Genomic DNA, 22,144 nt, shown 5'->3' on the forward strand with positions numbered 1-22,144 from the left:
ACTTGCAGGTCAGCGGTTGGCTGCTTGTTCGATGTCTGCGGGTCTAGAAATGGACATTCCCTGTCCATCTTTTACTACACTGGAATACCATCCGGTACTTGATTCACTTTTCTGGCTTGTGTTTCGGGGGGCGCTTCGTATAGATCGGCGGCAACTCCCAATTGGTCGCGGACCCGAATCAAGGAAAACATGCCGCCCATTTCCAGTTTGCCGTAGTTGCCTTCGCCCATCATCATCGGCAGGGTATTTTCCGGGCCGGGCATATGGCCCATATCAGTATGCTCCTGGTGCTCGGCCATCCCGCTTTCGCCCATCGCCATATAGCCCGGCAATACTTTATTAATCTGGGCTTCTGGCTGCTTAACACCAAGCATGTTGGGTACGTCGTGCCCCATAGCATTCATGGTGTGGTGGCTCATGTGGCAATGGAACGCCCAATCGCCGGGAACCGCAACAAATTCCAGATCGCGCGTTTGGCCTACGCCCACGATTTCAGTCACTTCTTTGCGCCATTGGTTTTGCGGCCAGCGCCCGCCATCTGAACCAGTAACTTCAAATTGCACGCCGTGCATATGCATGGGGTGATTCCACATAGATAAATTGCCTATTCGCACGCGCACGCGCTCGCCCGTTTGCGCAACGAGCGATTCAATCGCCGGGAATACCTTGCTGTTCATCGTCCACAAATCAAATTCGGTCATGACATTAGGGTCAGGTCGATAAGTGCCCGGATGCACGGCCCAGTTGTGCAAGAGCACGGCGTAGTCGCGATCAATCGTCGGGGTTACCGGTTCTTTGGGATGAATAATAAACATGCCCATCATACCCATGGCCATCTGCACCATTTCATCGGCATGAGGGTGGTACATGTGGGTGCCGTGTTGCTGCAAGGTAAATTCATAGACAAACGTTTCGCCAGGTTTTATCGGCGGTTGCGTTAGCCCGGTAACGCCATCCATTCCCCAAGGCAATAAAATGCCATGCCAATGCATACTGGTGTGTTCAGGTAGTTTATTGGTCAGGTATATACGCACGCGATCGCCTTCAACGACTTCGATCGTTGGGCCTGGCGTGCTGCCGTTGTAACCCCAGGCCTTTATTTTTGTACCCGGTGCAAATTCATGCTCAATTTCTTCAGCGATTAAATGAAATTCTTTAACACCCTCATTCATGCGGTAGCCGAGTGTGCGGCCATTGGGTGTAATTACCGGACGATAATTTTGGGTATTAAGTTCCGGCTTTTTCGTACTCACCGCCGGAATGTTTTTGGTGGTTTTGATGGGTCGCTGCACTGGGTTATGCGCGGAGTGATCACCGGAGTTCATTGGCATGTCATGCATGCTGTGGTTGTGTTGTGCCCGTACCGGCAAGCTCGCTGCAACCAAACCCACAGCACTGCCAAGCAAAAGATTGCGACGATTAATCATGATGATGCTCCTGGTGCTGGCTGTGATCTTGGTTAGAGCTTTCTTGCGAAGAGTGCTCGCTATGCCCCATCTGTGAATGATCCATCTGTGAATGATCCATCTGTGAATGATCCATCTGTGAATGATCCGTCTGTGAATGATCATTATTAATCGCGGCGGGTAACGGAAGCCTGTGACCGATTGCGAGCTCCAAGTCCGCGCGTGCCTGCCAGTACTCTTTTAAAACGTCGGTGAATTCATGCGCGAATTGAATTTGCTGGCGTTTAATATTCAGCAATTCAAACGGACTGGTCAGCATAAAATTGACTTCGCGATTGGATAGCTCCACGCGCTTTTCTGCCACAGCCAAGCTCGGCTGCAATAGCTTTAGCTGAGCACGCGCGGAATCCATGGTGTTGAGCGATTGCGCAATGTCGCTATCGGCATTGAGCGTTAATTGTTGTAGGCGCGCATCTAATTTGGCTTTTTGTGCCCTTAGCGCAGCTAGTTTTCCCTGCCCGCGATTAAACAAGGGCAAGGCAATTTCCAACTCGGGTCCAATATTTTTCGCTCCATCAAATTCGCGCTCGCCGGAGACACCAATACTGATATCACGCCAACCATTTTGTTGGCGAATTAACTGTTGTCGCTTGTCTACAATCGCTTTTTGCTGTTGGGCAACTTTAATATCCGCACGATTTTCGCTCGCACTCGATAGCAAATCCTGGTGTGAAAATGTTTCATCGGGGAACAAGGGTAGCTCAAGCGGCAGATCAATGCCCTGGGTTGATGGCAAACCAATAAAATTCAGCAATTGCAGGCGTTTCTCAAAGGCTGCCGTCTGACGCTTTTCCAATTGCTGCCGGGCACGGCGCAATTCATTGTCATAAGCGAGGAAATTGTTCTCCGACATATTGCCGGCGCGATATACGCTCAGTGCCAATTGTTGCCTGGCCGTTGTGGCCTGAAGCATTTTCTCCTGAATGTAGCAATGCTGTAGTGCAGCGACTGACGCGAAGTAGAGTGCACTGGTTTCTGTAATTAATTGCTGCAATTCACCCTGCAGTTGCAATTGCGTTTCCAGCAAATTTTCCTGGGCCAGTTGACGGCGTAACGGGCGTGTAAAGAGTGCGAGTAAAGGTTGACTAAGCGATGTATCCAACTGCCAGCGTCCACCGTCCTGTGGTCTTAAAGCACCGATACTCAGGTGTGGGTTTTCAATCAGCTCCGCTTGCAAAGTTTGTGCATCAGCGATGCCCAGCTCCGCCAACTGCATACGCACTTGAGGCGAGCGAGATAAGAGTATTTGTAATGTTTGTTGCAAGCTCAGCGGTGAATCAAACTCCTGCGACTTAACTCCTGAAGTAGTACTTGGGAAATCCAACTCTGGATATTGTTCTTCCAGTGGTTGCGTCACCGCTTTCATGGAAGATTGCGGGGGTTGGGTAGCGCAGGCGCTCAGCAGCAAAGTTGCGGCAAGCAGGGAAAGCAGGCGCCCCCGGTTTGGGAAGTTGCTCATAATAAAGACCTGTTTTGTGCGTGTTTTCAGCTCAAACAACGCATTAATAAATAGATCTCACTAATATTCGAGTGAAAAATAATAGAGATCGAAAACAATGATAAGAATCAGGCGCGCGTTTGCGGTGGTTTTTGTGGCAAGGCCAATAGCGGTTGCATAGGGGAGGGGAGCGTAAATGCAGTGTAATGCGGTGTTAATTCAATATTCTGGTCGAGTAGATTATTTACTAATAAAACACAGTGCCAGTGACACATAAACTGGCAATGCTTGCAGGATTTTATATCTTTTCCGGAATGAGCGTTATCATCCATTGAGTGCAATTTTTTCTGATCAACTTGATGGCAGGGGGCATCCGTACTGTGTGAGATCAATGACGGATTTTTATCCATCATGCTGGATTGCAATTGCGCGCAGTGCACCCATTGCCCTGCAATTGCCTGTAGCGGCAACCAAAGGCAGAGGGCAATCACAAAATAATAAAGTGGTTTGCGCGTAACCATAATCTACAGCTAATTTGAATTATGTGAATGATGGCAGGCCATTGCATCGAGTATCGGGCAATCCGGGCGGTCGTCACCATGACAACGTCCCGCTAAATCATGTAATGCTTTTCGCATTTGCTGAAGCGAACGTATTCGCTCATCCATTTCCTGGATATGTTCCAGCGCAAGTTTTTTTACCTCAGCACTAGAGCGTTCAGAATCTTGCCAAAGACTCGCCAGGATTGCTATCTGTTTCATTGAAAAACCCAAATCGCGCGCGCTTTTTATAAAACTTAATAGGTGAATATCGCGAGTTTGGTACACGCGATAGTTTGCGTAAGTGCGATCTGTTGGTGTGATCAGTCCCAGCGTTTCATAATGGCGAATCATTTTTGCGCTAAGGCCGGTTAGCCTGGCTGCTTCACCAATACTATGGAATCCTTTGGCGTGAGCGTCCGCCAATTCCAGGGCGGGTTTGTGAGCGCGATTGTTCATTTATGCCTCCGTTTTAGCTTGCCAGTGACGCAACCGTAACGCGTTGGTCACCACAAAAACACTGGACAATGCCATGGCACCGGCCGCTAACATGGGCGACAACAAAATGCCAAACATGGGCCATGCTAGTCCAGCTGCCAGAGGAATCAACGCAACATTATAGGCAAAGGCCCAGAATAAATTCTGTTTGATATTGCACATAGTGGCGCGTGCCAGTGCAATACTTTTAGGAACACCTTGTAGATCGCCACTCACTAAAATCAGGTCTGCGCTTTCGATCGCGATGTCAGAGCCAGTACCAATCGCTAAACCCAAGTCTGCTTCTGCCAAAGCAGGTGCATCGTTAATTCCATCACCGACATAAGCGATAGCACCGTGCTCCGCGCGCAGTTGCTTGAGTGCAGCCACCTTTTGCTCTGGCAGAACTTCTGCTACGACCACATCAATTCCCAAATTTTTTGCAATGGTATTAGCGGTGCGCTGGTTATCACCGGTGATCATGGCAATCTTAAACCCCAAGTGATGCAGGGACTTTAATGCAGCCGGTGTACCCGGCTTGATGCTGTCGGCCAATGCCATTACCGCAGCAATTTTATTATCTACCGCAAGATAAATCGGCGTCTTTCCTTCACTCGCTAAATGCGCTGCCATGTGGCTGAACACAGCCAGGTCAATTCCAAGTTTGGTAAATAATCTATCCGCTCCGATATGGACAATTTGCCCGGCAATTTGAGCTCGCAAGCCATAGCCAGGAATTGCCTCGAAGGAATCTAGCGAACCCAGGGGTAACCGAGCAGCATTCGCCGCTTCTATTAATGCATGGGCGATTGGGTGCTCTGAATGTTGTTCTGCAGTAGCGGCTAACACGAGAACATGATCTTTATCGAAACCCGATGCGACCTCAAAGTTGGTTAGTCTTGGCTTGCCTTCGGTGAGGGTTCCGGTTTTATCGAAGGCGATGGTTTGCACTTCGGCCAATCCTTGCAGTGCACTTCCACGGCGAAATAGCAAACCGATTGCGGCGGCACGACCGGTGCCTACCATAATTGATGTGGGAGTCGCCAATCCCATTGCGCACGGACAGGCGATGATTAACACAGCAACAGCGTTAACTAATGCAAAACTTAGCGCCGGTTCAGGACCCAATGTCAACCAAACAATGAAGGTTAGAAGCGCCACTAACATCACCATCGGCACAAACCAACGCGTAATCTGATCAACCAACGCCTGGATCGGTAATTTTGCGCCCTGAGCTGTCTCCACTAAATCAATAATACGAGCAAGCAGAGTGTCTTTCCCAATTTTGGTAACTTTGTACGTGAGCGCTCCATTGGCATTTAGCGTCCCACCAATAATTTCCTGCCCAATGGTTTTGCTGACCGGGATGGATTCGCCAGTCATCATTGACTCGTCTACGAAGGAGCTGCCATCAATAATCTCACCATCCAACGGAATACGCTCGCCAGGGCGAACCAGAAGTAGATCGCCGAGTCGGACTTGAGCAATTTCAATCGTTTCGGGCAGCCCACCAACTAATCGAGTCGCTGTGGTCGGTTGGAGCTTGACGAGTTGGGCAATGGCTTCGCTCGTGCGGCCACGCGCATTAGCCTCTAGCAAACGTCCCAGTAAAATCAATGTCACTATGACAGCAGCAGCTTCGTAGTAAACATTCACGGTGCCCTCGGGCAATAACGCGGGAGCGAAGGTGGCTACTAATGAGTAGCCCCAAGCGGCTACACTGCCCAAGGCAACAAGGGAATTCATGTCGGGCGCCATACGTGCAAGGGCAGGCAGGCCCTTTTGATAAAACACCCGTCCTGGTCCAAACATCACGATCGTGGTTAGTACAGCTTGAATAATCCAATTCCAAATACCCAGATTGGCCATTAGCCAATGGTGGAATGCCGGCACCATATGCGAACCCATTTCCAAAACGAATACCGGCAAAGTCGCAAACAAACTCCATTTAAAGTGTGAGGCCAGAGCAAGCCGTTCTTGCTCGCGCTTTTCATCCTCACTCGACGCTCCCGTGGATGGTGCAAGATGTGCGGAATAGCCCGCCTGTTCGACTTTTTGGACTAAGGATTCGAGCAGCACTTCGCGCGAAACACTTAGATGCGCACGTTCGGTAGCCAAGTTCACACTGACCGATTCAACACCATCCACCTTGGATAGGGCTCGTTCAACGTGAGCAACGCAGGAAGCGCAAGTCATACCTTCAATTGCCAATTCCAGATCCTGAGGGGTGTTCTTCATGGCTGGTTACTCCGTAACGGGTTCCGCTGGATAGCCAGCTTCATCAAACACTTTCAGTAACTCGGTTTGACTAAAATTGGTATCTACCTCCACGCGTTTTGAGTCGAGCTGAACACGAACTAGCGCCAACTGATCAGCTGCGTAGATAGCGCGGGTAATCGCGTTCGCGCAGCCGCCACAGGTCATGGTTTTAACTGTGAATGCGTACATTATGACTACCTCGTGAGTTGTTTTGTTTGATCAAGATGGAGTCAGGTTAAGGTTTACCACCGTGGCAAGGTCAAGCAAAAAATTGACGGGATTTTGAATTGCAGTAAACGGATGAAGTCACTAGTATCTCGCACTCTTATAGTGCATCAGGTTTGGTCGAGGCGAAAACATTTATGCGAGTGAAGCACGCGCTACATGAACTCAGGTTGCTCTTTGGTATAGAGCGCAATACCACCAATCACGGCGAGAAATTTATTTCTGCACTGGGTGCATGCCTCGGAATACTCGCCGTCTATTGGGGGACGCGCTGGAGTTTTCCTGACGGTTTTATGCACACCGCCGGAACCCTGATTATGGTGACGTCCATGGGCGCGACGGCGGTATTGTTGTTTGCGGTTCCTCAAGGCGCATTGTCACAACCCTGGGCGGTAATCGGTGGGCATATGTTATCGGCCTTCGTCGGGGTCAGTTGCCATCAATTATTTCCGGATCAAACCTGGACTGCTGCACTGGCGGTCGGGCTGGCAGTAGGCGTTATGCATTATTCGCGTTGTATGCACCCACCAGGTGGTGCAACCGCCCTAGCAGCCGTCATCGGGGGGGCAGAAATATATCGGCTTGAATATTGGTATCTAGTGTTCCCCATTCTAATTAATGTTGTCAGCATCATGGTGATGGCAATTGTTTTTAACGCCTTCTTTTCGTGGCGCCGCTATCCGGCCCATCTGGTGCGGCGCAAAATCAGTAAACCTGCAGTAGCCTCTGAACGTCAGTTTGAACTGACCCAAGAGGACTTCTCCGCTGCGATGGAACAGCTCAATTCCTACGTGGACATTACCAGCGAAAACCTTACACAGTTGCTGGAACTGGCCAAACAGCATGCTGAAAAAAATATTACCCACCCTGAGCAAATTATCGCCGGGCATTTCTATAGCAATGGCAAGCTGGGGAACTTGTGGAGTGTCAGGCAGGTCGTAGACGCCGCAGATAATGCCATCGCCAGTAAAGACCAAGTTATTTACAAAGTTGTAGCTGGGGATGGCGGATACGCAACGGGCATTTGTTTGCGCTCCGAATTCCAGCGCTGGGCACGCTACGAGGTTAAACCTCAGGCAAACGGCCATTGGAAAAAGCTAACTGATGAGGACTAACCTCAACAAAATCACCTAAGTATTACAAAATCCAACAAATTTCAGATGTTTGGCGAGCGCGAGTCGGGCTAATATGCAGTACCGCAAAAAGGAGATTCCAAGAAATTGGGATCAGCAACAACTTCACTATTTATCAAACCGAGGTTTTCGTTCATGAGTTTTTCTACCGGGTTCGCACAGTCTTCCAAATGGCTAAAACATACCGCAACTGCCGTTAGTCTCACTGGCAGTCTTTTGCTGAGTCAGTTTGCCTCTGCCACTACAGTTCAATTTCAAACTGTGTTGGGTGACTTTGAAGTGAACCTGTTTGACAAAACCACCCCAAAATCAGTGGCTAACTTCCTTGCTTATGTAAAGGCAAATGCATACGTAAACACCATCATTCATCGTTCAGTACCAAGCTTTGTAGTGCAGGGTGGTGGTTTTAGCTATCAAGGTAAATTGCCCTTGGTTGCAATCACGCAAAACGCCAAGGTCGAAAATGAGCCAGTGTATTCCAACCTGCGCGGCACAATTGCTATGGCGAAATTAGGTTCTGACGCTAACAGTGCTACCAACCAATGGTTTATTAACCTCAGTAATAACTCTTCCAATCTGGATAAGCAAAACGGTGGCTTTACCGTGTTTGGCCAGGTAACCGGTAATGGTATGGCGATTGTCGATGCGATTGCCGCGTTGAGTCGTTTCAATATGGGTAGCTCATTTACTGAAATCCCGCTGCGTAATTACACGGCGGCCGATGCGACAGCAAACAAAGAAGTGACCGGAAGCAACTTCATGTTGATCCAGAATATTGTGGTTCTTAATGCTGACCCTGATACCGCCGCAAACCTGAACCCAACCAAGAACACGCTGATTACCGAAAAAGATGATGATGGCGGCAGTGGTAGCCTTGGCTTGATTAGCCTTATCGGTTTGGGCCTGCTTGCCTTGGGTCGCAAAAGACTGTTGAATAGGAAGTAATTTCAACTGTTAAGAGGGAAGTGTTGTGATTACCTACTTGTATTGGATTGCCGTAATCAGCGTTGCATTGTTTGTTTTTTGGGGCGTTGGGCGCTACCTCAAATGGAAGGCGGGCTTAATTGGTGGCTTGACCATTTTTATTATCGGTTGGTTGATGTACACCTTTCATTACGAGCAACACTTCGTAAAAAACTATGGCGGTGTAATGTCTATTGAAGTTCCCAAAGGACAAGTTCACCTGCAGGCAACGTGGAAAGACGACAACCTTTGGGTAGAAAATTACGACCCCGCTACCAACAGCTGTATTTTCAGTGAATACTCTAAAGGCAGTTTGCTCGAGGGCCGGGTAACCATCAAAAACTGCAATCCGTTAATGCCTCAGGGGTTGCCAGTCAAATCGGCGGAATAGAAACGCTGAGTTGCTACAAAAAGGGACCTCTGGTCCCTTTTTTGTTTCTCAAATACTCAACATTTATCGCCAGCAATTAGCGCCTTACGCGCGATTAGATTTTTTTAGGCTAAAGGCACATTTTTCATTGTTCCAACTATTTTTCGAACTAGGATGAAAGTAAGGGGAGTTACATCTCCCGCGTTCGAGAGAGGGCTGACTATGAAAAAACTTCATAGCGCATACGTAGTCTGGACGCTGCTTGCATTCGTGTTAAGTGGTATGCCGTCGGTAGTTTTTGCTGCTCAGCAGGTCAAAGACAAGACCTGTGATGCCATTCAAAAATCCATCAATCAATTACCAGCGGATGGTGGAGAGGTCACCTTGCCCGCAGGTACCTTTACCTGCAGCAAACCCATTATTCTGGATCGCAACAACGTTACGTTGCGCGGCACTGGCCCCGGTACTCTATTAAAACTGGCCGATCATACCAATTCACCCGTAATCGTTATGGGACTTACTGACAGTATTCCTGGTCGCGATACTCGCCATATCCGTGTTATCGATTTAATGATTGATGGTAACCGGGCAAACCAAACCATGGAGTGCATGGGTGGGCCTTGCAGCGATCAATTTCCGTTACGCAATAATGGGATTAGTATTCGTCGGTGCGTGGATTGTGTAGTGCAATCTGTCACCGTATTCGGGGCTATGTCGGGTGGCTTGGTTACTGAATTAGGGTGCAGACGTTTAACGATTCGTGACTACACGTCCTATGACAATGAATTCGATGGTCTCGCCGGTTATGAGACTGAAGACAGCACCTTTTCCGGAATCCATTTATACGGAAACAAGGCGGCTGGTATTTCCACCGACATTAAATTTAACAATAACAAATTTTATGATGTGACCATCGCCGACAATAAAACCGTAGGTATTTTCATGCGCGATTCACTCGATAATTCATTCACCAATTTGCATATTCGCGATAGCGTGCAGCACGGTATTTTTCTTGCGCAAGTCAACACAGATCCCAACACGGCGGCAACAGGGAACACCTTCACCGGGGTAGTGATTTCGCGCTCAGGGGGAATGGGTGTTTTAGCGAATGACGCATCTTGCGTGAATAACATGATGGTAGGCGCCCAGTTTATAAACAATAAACATGGTTGCATCAGCGAGGCGGCGTCTGGCCTGGTGGAAAATGTGGGCGCTATTTGTCGTTAAACCTACAACCGAACTTCAGCTTTAAAATGTGTGTGTACCAGGATGTATTTTGAGGTAGCTCGCGATCTAATTGATCGCGAGCTTTTTTTCGCCGGTAAATCAAAAACAGTTTAATTTTCTACGGTAGGTAGGAAGCGATAACCCACGCCAGGCTCAGTTTCTATATAACGAGGATTGGACGGATCATCCCCCAACTTTGTGCGTAAGCGCGCAATAAAAATTCGCAAATAGTGCGTATCCTCAACATGGGTTCCACCCCAAATTTCACGCAATAATTGCTGCTGGGTTACCAATCGGCCAGCGTTGTTAATTAAACGCTTGAGCAACTCAAACTCTTTACGGGAGAGTTTTGCCGCTTCACCATCTACCGTTAATTTACGTTCTTGCAGATCAATGATGACCCGCTCATCCTGGTATTTATCAACGCTTTGCACGCTGGGGCCAAAGGCCTTGATCAAACCGCGAATACGAGCCAGCAATTCCTGAATACCAAAAGGTTTAACCACGTAGTCATTAGCACCGGTATCCAGCGCTTGGACTATTTCAGATTCGCGATTACGGACCGACAGTACAATAATTGGCTGATGATAAAAATCACGCAGTTTTTTCAAAACAACCTGCCCATCCAGATCGGGCAATCCCATATCCAGGATGACTAAATCCGGATTTTCCTCCGCCGCCAATACCAGCCCCTGACGGCCAGCATCTGCCTCCATGATTGAATAGCCTTGCGCAGTCAGGCCGATTTGCAGGAACCGGCGAATTTGAGGTTCGTCATCAATTATCAGTATTTTGCTCATGGTAACTCCGTAACTTTGCCAAGAGTATAAGCGGCACCTTATTCACAGCGTGTCACATCACTGTTAAATTTTATTCGGCAGCTGAATGGGAGCTTGGGCTATCAGGGTTTTTATCGCTTGCCCCAAGGTTCGCCTCAATGGGAATTTCAACACGGACACAGCAACCCGGGTTAATTCGGTCTGCGGTACGCTTGGGGTTAGGATGAATACTGACACTTCCCCCATGCGCCATAATCATACCGCGGCAAATGGTCAGCCCCAATCCGCTACCAGAACGACGACGATCACCTTTCTCGGCGGTATGGAAACGTTCAAAAACCTTTTCCCGCTCGCCTTCCGGTACACCTGGCCCCTGGTCGCAGACGCTGATAATAATTGCATCATTTTCTTTTACGCAGGTGACTTCAATATAAGCACCGGATGGAGAAAATTTGATCGCATTATCAATGATATTAAATAGCGCTTGTTCAATAAGAGCGGCTTGAATATAGAGTGACGGCAAATGGGGGTTAATATCCGCGCGCACATCGTTATGAATTAGTAGCGGTTTTAGTCTTTTTTTAACCACGCTAATGATTTCTTCAACACCGACCCAATCTCGCTCTAATTGCAGCTGCCCGAATCCTAAACGTGTCATATCGAGTAAGTTTTGGGTGTAGCGGTTTAAGCGCTGAGCTTCCTCCAATACTGTGTCTAGCAATTCACGAGTTTGCTGTTTATCCAGATGTTCACCAAATTCAATAACAGTTGATGTAGCCCCAATCATTGTCGTTAAGGGCGTGCGAAAATCGTGAGATACCGAAGAGAGCAGGGCGGAGCGTAGTAGCTCATTTTCTTTGGCAATTTTTTCTTTTTCCAAATCTGCGGAAAGGCGTGTACGCTCGAGTGAAATATTCACCTGGTGTAACAACAACAGAAAAATGTCTTTTGGAAGGTATTGGATATTTTCAATGGATATTTTTAGCAGACCAATAACTTGTTGCGAGTTGTGCAGAAAAAATACATCGTGTTCTTGTTCCAATTCAGGAATTTGCAAACTAATTTCCGGGGTGATCCGCAGTTCCAATAATTCTTCCAGGTAGGTTTTTCGCAAATGGGTCATGCGCCGAATCATTGGATGGGTCGCCCAGTTAACATCCCGCGTAATCAGTACGCAATTCTCCTTCCATGGCTCAAGCGCATCGCGCATCGCGTTAATTACATCATCCGTATCCAGGGCTTTGGGTAATTTTTCCAGCAATTCGAGCTCAATATCAGTCATAAACTCGCGTACACGGATTTTTTGTACGTTTTGTTTATGCTTGGTTGCCATATAGCCAACAATGACTGAGGTTAGTAAAAATAACAAAATAGTCAGCAGATCTTCATCCTGATGGATCATGATCGAACCATAAGGCTCAGCAAAAAAGAAACTGAAGGCAAAAAAGCTGGAAAGCGCATTAATAATTGCCAACTCAACCGTCACGTTAATGGCGATAAAAACCACCATTACGATATACAAAAGCGGCACATTGGTTTTGGGTAGGTAATCAGTAATCAAAAATGCAATTGGCGTTAACAGCCAGGGAAATAGAATTCCGATGGGGTAGGCGAACTTGCGTAAAACCTGTTCGATCTTCATGTCATGCGCGCCAGAACGCAGGAGAAAAAAGAACGATAATCGTTAGAAACTCCAGACGTCCCAACAGCATGCCGGCAGACAAGGCCCATTTGGCGGTATCGCTTAAGCTTGAAAAATTACCCGCTGGACCTATGACTGGCCCCAGGCCAGGCCCAACGTTCATGAGCGCGGTTGCTGCACCGGTAAAACTGGTCAATAAATCCAAACCTGTTAATGCCAATATAAAGGCAATTATCACCAAACAAGCAGTCATTAAAAACATATATGAAATTGACGAAGCAATAATCTCGGAACTGATCAAACGGTTGTTATAGCGCCGACTGATAACAGCGCGAGGGTGCACAGCGGTAATGATTTGTTCCTTCACAAGACCCGCAAAAATCTGCAAACGGAATACTTTAATACCACCGGTTGTTGAACCTGAGCATCCTCCCACAAATGTGACGAAGAAAAATACAATCAGTGCCAATGGGCCCCACAGTTGATAGTCACCTGATGCGAAGCCGGTAGTTGTGATCACTGAAACCAGGTTAAAACAAGCCATAGTAACGGCGCGCAACGGCCCCATTTGCTCGGAAAGTATTAGTTGCAACGCGAGTACCGCGGTTGTGAGGGCAACCAGGAGCAATAAACCACGCACTTGTGTGTCACGGAAAAATAGGAATTTTTTATTTACCAGTAGTCGAACAAACAAGACAAATGGAAAGGCGCCCGCAAGCATGAAGACAATCGCAATCCAGTGAATAAGCAGACTGTCAAATTGAGCAAATGAATTGTCTGAGGTGGAAAATCCCCCGGTAGAGACCGAAGCCATTGCGTGGTTTATCGCGTTAAACAAATCCATTCCGGCCAGCCAAAAAGCAAGGCAACAGACAATGGACAACGCGATGTAGGAATAAATAATCATTGCCATCAGGCTTTGCGCCCTTGGCATCGCTTTATCAGACCAATCAGACGATTCCGTTTTAAACAGGCGCATACCACCCACACGCAGAAATGGAAGCACCGCAATTGCCATTCCGATAATCCCAACACCACCGATCCAATTAAGTAATGACCGCCACAAAAGAATGTCTTTGGGCATTGCATCCAAACCTGCCATTACTGAGGAACCTGTAGTGGTAATACCCGATACCGCTTCAAACACCGCATCAGCAACGCCTAGCGGTTTAGATATAAATAGGAAAGGTAGGGCACTGAACAGCGACACTCCGGTCCACGCGCAGGTGGTAATCAAAAATACCTGCCTTGGTTGCATAAAATCGAAGTGATGTTTCCGACCGATTAGTAAAAAAACGATTCCCGCTATACTGGTTATAGTGGCGGAAGAGAAAAAGGCGAGCTGGTTGTCACTATCGTAAGCAATCGACAGTGCCAGCGGTATTAGCATAAACAATGCAAGAATATTCAGGATTGCGCCCAGAATCAGCAGCGTAGGCCCCAGTAATTTCATAGTATTTGACTTATCGATATGGCAGAAAATTGCCCGCATTCTAAACGCTGGTCGACTGGGAGCCTATGGGGAATGGATATATATTTTGTAAAACTTGCCGGTGAGGGATAGATCTCACCGGCGACGCCTTAGTAGGGCTGAGTGGTCTCGGCATAGATCAGAGTGACATACAGATTCACTATATGGGGCGACTGCTGCATAAATACCGTAAGATCGGTCTCCATTCCCAAGCTCATCAGCTGTGTTTTGCGCTCATTAACATAGCGCTCCGCGGCCCGCTCCAACACCTCGCGAAAAACCAATGGCTGCTGAAAGCGCATTTGCGGATTATTAATACAGAATTGAGTATAGGCATAGAGCGCCTCAACCATGGCACTTTTGTAGTAGGCGGGATGTAATTGGTGTGTCAATTGATCTATATGATGAGCGAAGCTCTCCTCTCCAGGAGTCATGGAACGGCGGGTTGTTTTGCAATCGAGCGTGAAACGCTGCCCATTCGCATTGCTAAACACAAGATACTCAGCAAACATCAGACTATGCCAAATATCCTTGAGAAAGTTTTCATCAAAATGCGTAATCAAACCGCGCGCCGTACGCCACTCCAACCAGTCAGTCTCCATTGCATCTGAGAGTACAGGATTTTCATCATCCGCATTTTCGTTATGGTGGATTTTGTACGGCGTAACGTGATTGATCCCTTGGGCAAATACTTTTTTGCGCGAGGTTAAAATGGTGCGAATTTTTTTGTACAGTTTGGCCGGGGATTGCAATCCTAACCATTCAATCATGGATACGTCTTCCGCGTCGCCTTTATCCATACCACACAGCAACATGAAGTTACGCAACTGAACAGAATGCAACCCGTCAAAAAGCTTTGGTTCTGAACGAATCAATGATCCTATGGCAGAAATTAACTCTTGAACCAAGGTGCGTTCTAATAAATCCGGAAATAATTGGCGCACACTTTCGAAGTAAGATGCATTCGAGAAAGACTGATCAACCTTAATTTCGGTGAAATTATTGTCACCTACCGTAATGCTTAAATTTCGCGCAGCAAGTAGAGTCAAGCTATCACCCAAATCAGTTAAGGTGTAATTTAGTTGTGAAAAGCAAAAACGCGCCAACAACCAATAATTTACTTTTTGCGAGCGATAATACACATCTCTAATTAAATCTTTAATGGTAATTATTGCACCATTAATTCCAATGTTATCGGTCAGCTTGTGCTTTTTGATGTACATTGAAAATTTTCGATAGGTTATAATATCGCTTTCGGTGTAGAATTTTTCCAATAACAACGCCGCTTCAGGCTCCAATTGAGCAGATTGCAAAGCGTCATCATGTACACTGGCCGCTTGCATCTGATTGCTCATTGAAGTTACATGAAAATTCGGGATAGTTAAGCTATTTACGCGTGATGCTCGATAAGCAAGATTAGCGGATGCGTAACCTACATACTCTTCTTTATTGCGTAATTGATAATCACGTAATACCTCAAATAAAAGCTCCGCATTCGGAACTTTATAAAGACGATGATCAATTAATAGCGTAAATACCGCAACTTCCGAACTAATCCAGTTTTTATAAATAAACTGAATCTCCTGAATCAAACTTTCTATGACCCATTGTGCATCGTAGCGACGATAATCTTCACGCTCACTTTGGAGCCAGGATAAACTCAAATAAATTTTATTATTGATTTCATAGGTTTGTGAGGTTGCTAAACTTTGCACCCGACGCCGCGGACGCCCGCTGAGACCAAGTGATTTATTTTCACCAATATGGGCATAGGCTTCCATCAGGCTGGAAGCTGACAATACTCCCATGGGTTTTAAATCTTGAATAGTTTCAGCAATAACGCCGTATTTGGCCAAATGCTGTTTAACAGTCTCATTTTCAGCGAGCACAACGAGTGCGATACTGGATTTGATAAAACGGGTAGAGCGCCTGCGCATTTTTAATGGATCGAGGTCATCGCTACTCACCAAACCTTCATCCAGCATTAAACCCGTAAGATATAAACTTTGTGCCCAAACCAACGGAATATTTTCGTTGGGAACACGGGTCTGCGAACGCGGGCTTTTCTTTTCCGCTTCAATATTTTCCAGCGGCAAATAGTAGAGTTCCGGCAATAACCCTATGCCATCTACATAAACCATTAAGGATTCGAGCTTTTTGCGATAGTGCTTAGCCGTTGCTTCACTTCCATCAAATAACGCCGTTATATAAAGGTAAGTGAAAAATAGTGGCCATTCCGATTCAACGTGAGCAAAATTACCCAGCTCATCGTGTTCATAATAGATGCGTGAGCTTTCTTCCAAAACGGTTTGATGGCCGTCCCACAAAAAGCGTTTACACCCGTAGTTTCCCCCCAGCTTGGTCAACACCGAGTCGCGAGTTTGAGTGGCTAGCGTTTCTTTGCCGACGGCAAAGGCCGGAAACCCGATGATACTCAAGAGTGCACTGTCTGTTTCTTTGGATAGCGATTCGCGGGGTAGGAGTGAGGCGAGGGTGGTTCTCGCTAATGAGATGGCGTCGGCAATAACATGGATCACCGCCCTTTTATCGCCATGCTTCCCAAACAGGTTAAACCCGTCTAGAGCTTGTAGTGCCGCTTTTGCCATACCGACTGAACTGGCATTGATTTCTGTCTTGCCGTTGTTAACCTTATTGCCACGCTCCCAGATTCCATAATCCGGCGTGCGATAGGCACTGGCGATGTAGTAAACCAGATTCTGGACAAAATCGACTTCATCGTGCGTACACACAATGCGCAATCCTGATGCGCTCATCTGTGCCAGCATTAGTAGAAATACGGAAGTAGCGTCGATTTGCAAATGACCCCAAGCATCATCGGCAACTACAGGTAATCCGGTGGCCGTATCGTATTTGGCGTGAAGTGCGTCGCCGTTATCTAGCGACAATTTAAACGCTTCAACCTTATGAGCCTGACGCATCATGGACTGTAACAAGCCGCGCATTAGCTTGATGGTTGACTGGTCCAGTTCATCGCTTTTGTGAGGTTCCCCCTGGTGCCTGAAAGCCATCCCAAGAGTCCAAACGCAGACAATCGAATAAACGTTATCCCGCACCCAGGCATCGGTGTAGTCACCATGGTTATTAATTGCGGTACTGGCAGGAAGCAATCCGGTTACCGGATGCTGTTTACTTAGAATTACTGTTTGAACTTCCGCGTATAAACGCTCCAACAGTTGTGTATGCTTCATAGAGCCTTCGCTATCTAGAGAGTTAGCGACCTTCGATCGGTACAGCAAAAAACAGGGGCTGAAGATGGTGTGTTGTAGAGATATTTATCCAATACCCAATTTCGCATAATGGGCGGTTGGGCTTATGTTACAGGGCCGCTAGGCCCGAATTCGACGCCGTGATAATTGCCGAAGGCAACCACGGCTAGAATTTATACATAGGCCCTGTTATGCGAAATTTTTCAGCCTTTTTTTGATCGGGTCATTTTAGTGTTACTTAATACTAGCAGCGATCATGCCGTTTTAACTACCCTAACTCTGACGCCACCACTCCTGATTACCCTAAAACAATTTTGCACTCTGTTGGGGCCTTCCTGAGCATATTTGCACACAAACCGACTTAGCCTGTGAAGGGAGCTTCCAGCGACCGCCCATAGGCGTTATGTCGGCCCTTGCCCTTTAGGGCATTGGGTATGCGTCTGCACATTTCCCGACGTCGGGAAATCGTTATCTGGTTCTCTCCGGATTTGTTTTTCAATGGAATCAATGACTTACAAACCAAAAAAAGAAAATGGTTTTCGTAAGCTTTTGATTTATAAGGAGAATTCGACCCTCTCTCCCAGGATTAGGATTTCATCAGGCCGCGAAGGGGTACGGGTGTCAGTTACACCCGTACTTTGCCCCGGTTTCCCGGTGTAACTATGTTAAATCATCAATCCTTTTCATTGCTTCATTTGCCGTTAAAGGCCTTGGGGTGCTGTTATTTTCAATTGTTTTTTCGGGGGCTTTTTGTAACTCTGAAGTAGCTTCTACAACCCTTACAAGGGCTTGATGGGGATAGCTGTGATTGAATGCTACCCCTCCAACAGGCTTCCACCCTTGGCTTAGTTTCTCTGCTACTTTTTGCTCAAAGTCTTCAAAGCCTTTGTCGCTAACTATTACCTTGTATTCCACTTTTTTCATTTGTCGTTTTTTTCTTTAATTCTTTGATTTTCAAGGTTTTTTGCTAGTTTTAGCCATAAGTCCCTTGATTCCTTGTTTTTCGCTTTTAATGCCATGCTCACGGCAAGTATTTCAATAGGATCGATGTTTAGTATCTGAGCTATCCGGATGGCATTTTTTTCTGCTACACCTGATCCTTTTTGTATGTTAGTCCAAGCTTGTTTTTGCATTCCCAGATATTCCATAGTTTCTGGGTAAGTCTTTAAATTCAAAAGACTTTTTACGCTTTCAATATAAGGGACTAGTGTTTTCATGCCAAAATGGTAAATCACTGCTTGACCTCTTGCACGGTAAATTGATAATTTACTGGTCAATTGGCTATTTACTGCCATTTTTCAAGGCATGAGGATTAGCGGTGTTTTTTGACTGGTTAACAGTGCATCAGGATCATGATTTTCAGCTTCCGATACTGGCTGACCGCCATTTCATCGCTGTTGATACTGCATCCGGTGAGGATTTAGGCATTAAACAGGATACGTTGCAGCATGAAGGCAGCTATTCCACGTCGATAAACATCCGTATTTCTGGCAACCGCGTTACTGTCTCTGGCAACCCCTCACGCATTAACCGCATTGAAAATCTTTTTGGTTTAACGTCACTTGATCAATGCATCGCTGTTTACAACAAAATTTTAATTCAATACGGCTTACCGCCATTTACTCCATGCACAAAGGTTTGGCATTCGGTGGGGGAGGGTGGTCGTATTAATACCTTCACTGATGGTGCTGTATTCGAAGAGATTCACATCACCAGCAATTTAACAACCGGTACAGTTGTTCATGATATTACCGGCCCGCAATCCGATTTATTTAAAAACCACGATGTTGCTGTCGATACGTTCATCAGAGCGATATCAACACTGCCTTATAAAAATTCAATTCCGCGCTTACACGCTAACGGTAAAACCTGCGATTGGTTAACCAAGAAAGGCACTGGCGGAACGTTAATTTATCCATCCGTGTACAACAAAGCTTACGAACTTGAGTTACACACACTCCCAAAAATCAAGCGCAAATTTGGCGACCAATCTCCCGAGTATCAGTACCTGTTAAACGTTATTGAGTACTGTCATCAGCACGGTGTCGCACGCTTCGAACAGAAATTAAAAAGCGCTTTTATTCGTCGCAATCATTTACGTTTTTATGGCTTATTCAATGCTGTTAAAGGTCATAAATTTTTGCAATCCGTTCACGACGATTTTTTAAACATCCACAATAAATTGCAGGTGGAGCATATGTCATTGGAATCTATCACTGAAAAATTAATTTCAAATGGTATTTGTGAAAATACTAGATCCGCTAATACAACTACGTTGTACGCCATTCAGTGGATGCATGGTCACAAGTTTGATCTTACAAAGACTCAGGTTCAAACCCACCGCGCACGTTTGCGCCAGATCGGTATTGATATCGCGTTGCCTTGCGATTTAACCAAGTTCAGTTTGGTAACCGTTAAATCGGCTACGCAAATTAACGTGGGTCAGTTGCTGATACCTAACTGGTATCGCCGTCCCAATCATTTGCAATTGGCTGCTTAATTTCGTAACGCGCGTTACGAAATTATTTGAGGGTAGGGCAGTGAAAGACAAACGCGACAAAAGCACAGCAGATATTTTTACCGGCCAACGTCCTGTTGGTCGTCCACGTCTCCACCAGTCAAACGCTGACAAACAGCGTTTATATCGTCAACGTAAGAAAGAGGCTTTGTTATGTCAGTAGTTATCGAAATCGCTTCAACGCAAGTGCAAACCCGTTCCGGTACATCACAAAAGGGTAAGCCTTACACCATCAACGAGCAGGCCGCTTATATGCATATCGGCCAGCCGTATCCGGTGCAGATAAAAATCAATTTGGAGAATGGCCAGCCACCGTATCAGCCCGGCAATTACGATTTGCATCCGCAATCATTTTCTGCTGATCGCTTTGGTGGTATTTCAGTTCGCCCGTTGTTGGTTCCTCGTCCTGCTGAGCAACGTCAACAGCCTTCGGTTAAAGCAGGTTAATCATGCAAGACGTAATTTATTTTGCAATTTACCCGGTGCTTATTGTCATCGGTGTTATAGCAGCAAATTACGTCTCAAAGCGTCACAAAGGTAATTGATATGGACGCCGATTTGTTACAACAAATTTTTGATCTTTTGTTTGTTGCCTCTCATTGCTTTGCCGCAATGAAGGGCTGGCAAGCAGGGAGTACCCGCTAATGACTGCATCAGATGTTGCATTATTTATTGGCGGGTTGTTTGGCTGTTGGTGCCTCGGTTGGGGTACTGCATTTGTTTTTACTGTAATCAAGCAATTTATGGAGAAAATCTAATGAACTCAATTTTTGGTGTTTTACGTTCACGCGGTGCAAGTGTTAAAGCTGCTGTTGCTGTCGCCTTGTTGGTTTCTGCTGCTGGTGCTCATGCTGAGTTGCCAGAGTGGGCAAGCGGTATTGGCGAAAAAATATCAGGTGCTATTGCCGATTCTGCCGCAATGGTCGGCCCATTATTTGCCGCCGCGTTGGTTGCTGGTTTGATTTTCAAACTTGTTAAACGTTTCACCAACAAAGTGTAACAACGCAATAACCGCACAGGCGCAGCCTGTGGGGTTATGAAGTTGTTATTTTTTGTTGTGCAATCCCTAAAACCCGCACTTTCACACCCGCTGAATTTGCGGGTTTTTTAATGGGCTAATTTATGCGGTATTTGATTTTATTTTCTCTTTTGTTTTTTTCTTCTTTTTCATTTGCGCAACAAATGAGTTGTGTTGGTGATGCTGGCGGCGCTAACGATTGCGGAACGCGCGGCGGCAATCCTACCAAAATTTCTAACGGTGCCTCTGTTTGCGTAAATAATCATAATTTATTTGTCTATGACCGCGCTTGCGGTGCTGGAACTGTTAACCCTACCGGCTCAGTTTATAAGTGTTGGAACTCGTGTTCTTGCTCCCCCCCTTATGAGTTGACTACCATTCTTGAACAGGGCAATTGGGTTTCCAAATGTGTCATTCCCGGCGGTGATCCCGGTGATGGTGATGAGTGTGAATCCGGCCAACCAAAAGTTTATGATCCTTCAACCGGCCAGATGGTTTGCCCCGGTTCCGGTGATGGCAGTAGTAGCGCTGCTGCGTCATCGCAATCTTGTGTTGTTCCCGGTGATTTTAATGGTGATTGTGTTCCTGACACTGCAAGCTCTGAATCAAATAGCTCGCCTCCTGCGTCTGCTGCTAATTCTTCTCCGCCTTCATCAGCTTCTGCATCGTCGCCGCCGTCTTCAACTGGTGGTGATTCTGACGGTGGTGGTGGCGGTGGTGGTGGCGGCGGTGGTGGCTCCGGTAGTGGTGCGCAAAATAGTTCGTCACCTTCTGGCTCAAATTCTTCGTGGACTCCTTATGCCCAATACGGCAATTGGATTCCTGTATCCGCTGACTCCAATTGCCCAAATAAATATAAAGATGCTTCGGGCCAGTGGTGGTGTAGTGGCTCGACTGGCTCTAATACATCTGCAAAAGGTGAATGTGATCCTACGTCTAAGGATTATTTAGCCTGTATTACGCAATCTGGTGTTAATAATTCTTCCGGCTCTAACTCTTCTGAGTGCAATCCTTCCATGTCTAATTATTTGGATTGCTCCGGTAAGCTTTCCGAATCTCAAGGCAAGATTTCAGAGTTAGCCGATAAATTTTCTGAGTCTACAGATAAGGAAATGGAGAAATTTAAAAAGGCCGTTGATGATGATTTGACTAACTTCCAGCGCGACGGCCTTTCTTTTAAAGATCAGCCTTCTATTTTGCGATCTGCGTTGGTTGCTTTTTTGCCTGTTTCACGCTCTTGCAATCCGCCACCGTTAAAAATTATGGGTTCAACCTATGAGCTTGATTGCGAATATTTCGAGCTTTTCAAATCTGCATTTGGTTGGTTTTTGGCGGTGCTCACTGTCTGGAATATTTGGCAGTTAGCTATCAGACCTGTTGATCGATAGTGGG

20 protein-coding genes are annotated in these 22,144 nt (G+C 46.5%); 8 read left to right on the forward strand and 12 right to left on the reverse strand.

Annotated features, from left to right (window positions below; translation table 11 throughout):
- Positions 1 to 74 precede the first annotated feature (74 nt).
- The 6 genes from D0C16_RS03445 to D0C16_RS03470 form a co-directional block, all read right to left on the reverse strand.
- Positions 75 to 1,427 (reverse strand): multicopper oxidase family protein, encoded by a 1,353-nt coding sequence (locus tag D0C16_RS03445; RefSeq protein WP_225318890.1) that lies wholly within the window; start codon positions 1,425 to 1,427, stop codon positions 75 to 77.
- Entirely contained in the window at positions 1,420 to 2,925 is a 1,506-nt protein-coding gene (locus tag D0C16_RS03450) for a TolC family protein (RefSeq protein ID WP_151031029.1), read from the reverse strand. Before D0C16_RS03450 ends, D0C16_RS03445 begins: the two co-directional genes overlap by 8 nt.
- 107 nt (positions 2,926 to 3,032) lie before the next feature.
- The gene (locus D0C16_RS03455) at positions 3,033 to 3,425 is read right to left on the reverse strand and encodes a hypothetical protein (RefSeq protein ID WP_151031030.1); all 393 of its coding nucleotides are present in this window, start codon (positions 3,423 to 3,425) and stop codon (positions 3,033 to 3,035) included.
- A gap of 9 nt (positions 3,426 to 3,434) precedes the next feature.
- Positions 3,435 to 3,902 carry a Cu(I)-responsive transcriptional regulator gene (cueR, locus tag D0C16_RS03460; protein ID WP_151031031.1) on the reverse strand — a complete coding sequence of 156 codons (468 nt, stop codon included), beginning with the start codon at positions 3,900 to 3,902 and terminating at the stop codon, positions 3,435 to 3,437.
- Positions 3,903 to 6,158 (reverse strand): heavy metal translocating P-type ATPase, encoded by a 2,256-nt coding sequence (locus D0C16_RS03465; RefSeq protein ID WP_151031032.1) that lies wholly within the window; start codon positions 6,156 to 6,158, stop codon positions 3,903 to 3,905.
- Between the two features lie 6 nt (positions 6,159 to 6,164).
- Positions 6,165 to 6,368 (reverse strand): heavy-metal-associated domain-containing protein, encoded by a 204-nt coding sequence (locus D0C16_RS03470; RefSeq protein ID WP_151031033.1) that lies wholly within the window; start codon positions 6,366 to 6,368, stop codon positions 6,165 to 6,167.
- A gap of 173 nt (positions 6,369 to 6,541) precedes the next feature.
- Between D0C16_RS03470 and D0C16_RS03475 the strand changes: the two genes are divergently transcribed.
- From D0C16_RS03475 to D0C16_RS03490, 4 genes are all read left to right on the forward strand, one after another.
- Complete coding sequence (locus D0C16_RS03475) at positions 6,542 to 7,519, forward strand: HPP family protein (protein ID WP_151031034.1); 978 nt, start codon at positions 6,542 to 6,544, stop codon at positions 7,517 to 7,519.
- A gap of 153 nt (positions 7,520 to 7,672) precedes the next feature.
- Positions 7,673 to 8,482 carry a peptidylprolyl isomerase gene (locus tag D0C16_RS03480; RefSeq protein WP_151031035.1) on the forward strand — a complete coding sequence of 270 codons (810 nt, stop codon included), beginning with the start codon at positions 7,673 to 7,675 and terminating at the stop codon, positions 8,480 to 8,482.
- Between the two features lie 25 nt (positions 8,483 to 8,507).
- Positions 8,508 to 8,891 (forward strand): hypothetical protein, encoded by a 384-nt coding sequence (locus D0C16_RS03485; protein ID WP_151031036.1) that lies wholly within the window; start codon positions 8,508 to 8,510, stop codon positions 8,889 to 8,891.
- 201 nt (positions 8,892 to 9,092) lie between these two features.
- The gene (locus D0C16_RS03490; protein WP_191968634.1) at positions 9,093 to 10,097 is read left to right on the forward strand and encodes a right-handed parallel beta-helix repeat-containing protein; all 1,005 of its coding nucleotides are present in this window, start codon (positions 9,093 to 9,095) and stop codon (positions 10,095 to 10,097) included.
- A gap of 110 nt (positions 10,098 to 10,207) precedes the next feature.
- On the opposite strand, the gene D0C16_RS03495 is transcribed toward D0C16_RS03490, so the two are convergent.
- The 6 genes from D0C16_RS03495 to D0C16_RS03520 form a co-directional block, all read right to left on the reverse strand.
- Positions 10,208 to 10,897 carry a response regulator gene (locus D0C16_RS03495; RefSeq protein ID WP_151031038.1) on the reverse strand — a complete coding sequence of 230 codons (690 nt, stop codon included), beginning with the start codon at positions 10,895 to 10,897 and terminating at the stop codon, positions 10,208 to 10,210.
- Between the two features lie 70 nt (positions 10,898 to 10,967).
- Positions 10,968 to 12,518, reverse strand: coding sequence for an ATP-binding protein (locus D0C16_RS03500; protein ID WP_151031039.1), 1,551 nt, complete (start codon positions 12,516 to 12,518; stop codon positions 10,968 to 10,970).
- A 1-nt stretch (position 12,519) separates the two neighbouring features.
- On the reverse strand, positions 12,520 to 14,010 hold the full coding sequence (locus tag D0C16_RS03505; RefSeq protein WP_225318891.1) for a TrkH family potassium uptake protein: 1,491 nt from the start codon (positions 14,008 to 14,010) through the stop codon (positions 12,520 to 12,522).
- Between the two features lie 89 nt (positions 14,011 to 14,099).
- Complete coding sequence (locus tag D0C16_RS03510; protein WP_151031040.1) at positions 14,100 to 17,198, reverse strand: glycoside hydrolase family 15 protein; 3,099 nt, start codon at positions 17,196 to 17,198, stop codon at positions 14,100 to 14,102.
- A 678-nt stretch (positions 17,199 to 17,876) separates the two neighbouring features.
- A complete protein-coding gene (locus D0C16_RS03515; RefSeq protein WP_151031041.1) occupies positions 17,877 to 18,140 on the reverse strand; it encodes a DUF1737 domain-containing protein in 264 nt (87 codons plus the stop codon).
- Positions 18,137 to 18,511, reverse strand: a complete 375-nt coding sequence (locus tag D0C16_RS03520; protein WP_151031042.1) for a hypothetical protein — start codon at positions 18,509 to 18,511, stop codon at positions 18,137 to 18,139. Before D0C16_RS03520 ends, D0C16_RS03515 begins: the two co-directional genes overlap by 4 nt.
- Before the next feature lie 23 nt (positions 18,512 to 18,534).
- Here D0C16_RS03520 and D0C16_RS03525 point away from each other — a divergent pair, with 23 nt between their 5' ends.
- The 4 genes from D0C16_RS03525 (at position 18,535) to D0C16_RS23960 (ending at position 22,140) form a co-directional block, all read left to right on the forward strand.
- Positions 18,535 to 19,716, forward strand: a complete 1,182-nt coding sequence (locus D0C16_RS03525; RefSeq protein WP_151031043.1) for a phage/plasmid replication protein — start codon at positions 18,535 to 18,537, stop codon at positions 19,714 to 19,716.
- Between the two features lie 171 nt (positions 19,717 to 19,887).
- Positions 19,888 to 20,181, forward strand: coding sequence for a single-stranded DNA-binding protein (locus tag D0C16_RS03530; RefSeq protein WP_151031044.1), 294 nt, complete (start codon positions 19,888 to 19,890; stop codon positions 20,179 to 20,181).
- A gap of 310 nt (positions 20,182 to 20,491) precedes the next feature.
- The gene (locus D0C16_RS03535) at positions 20,492 to 20,734 is read left to right on the forward strand and encodes a hypothetical protein (RefSeq protein WP_151031045.1); all 243 of its coding nucleotides are present in this window, start codon (positions 20,492 to 20,494) and stop codon (positions 20,732 to 20,734) included.
- A gap of 122 nt (positions 20,735 to 20,856) precedes the next feature.
- Positions 20,857 to 22,140 carry a hypothetical protein gene (locus D0C16_RS23960; protein ID WP_191968635.1) on the forward strand — a complete coding sequence of 428 codons (1,284 nt, stop codon included), beginning with the start codon at positions 20,857 to 20,859 and terminating at the stop codon, positions 22,138 to 22,140.
- Positions 22,141 to 22,144 lie beyond the last annotated feature (4 nt).

It is taken from the genome of Cellvibrio sp. KY-GH-1 (genome assembly GCF_008806975.1).
In the GTDB taxonomy this organism is placed as follows: Bacteria; Pseudomonadota; Gammaproteobacteria; order Pseudomonadales; family Cellvibrionaceae; genus Cellvibrio.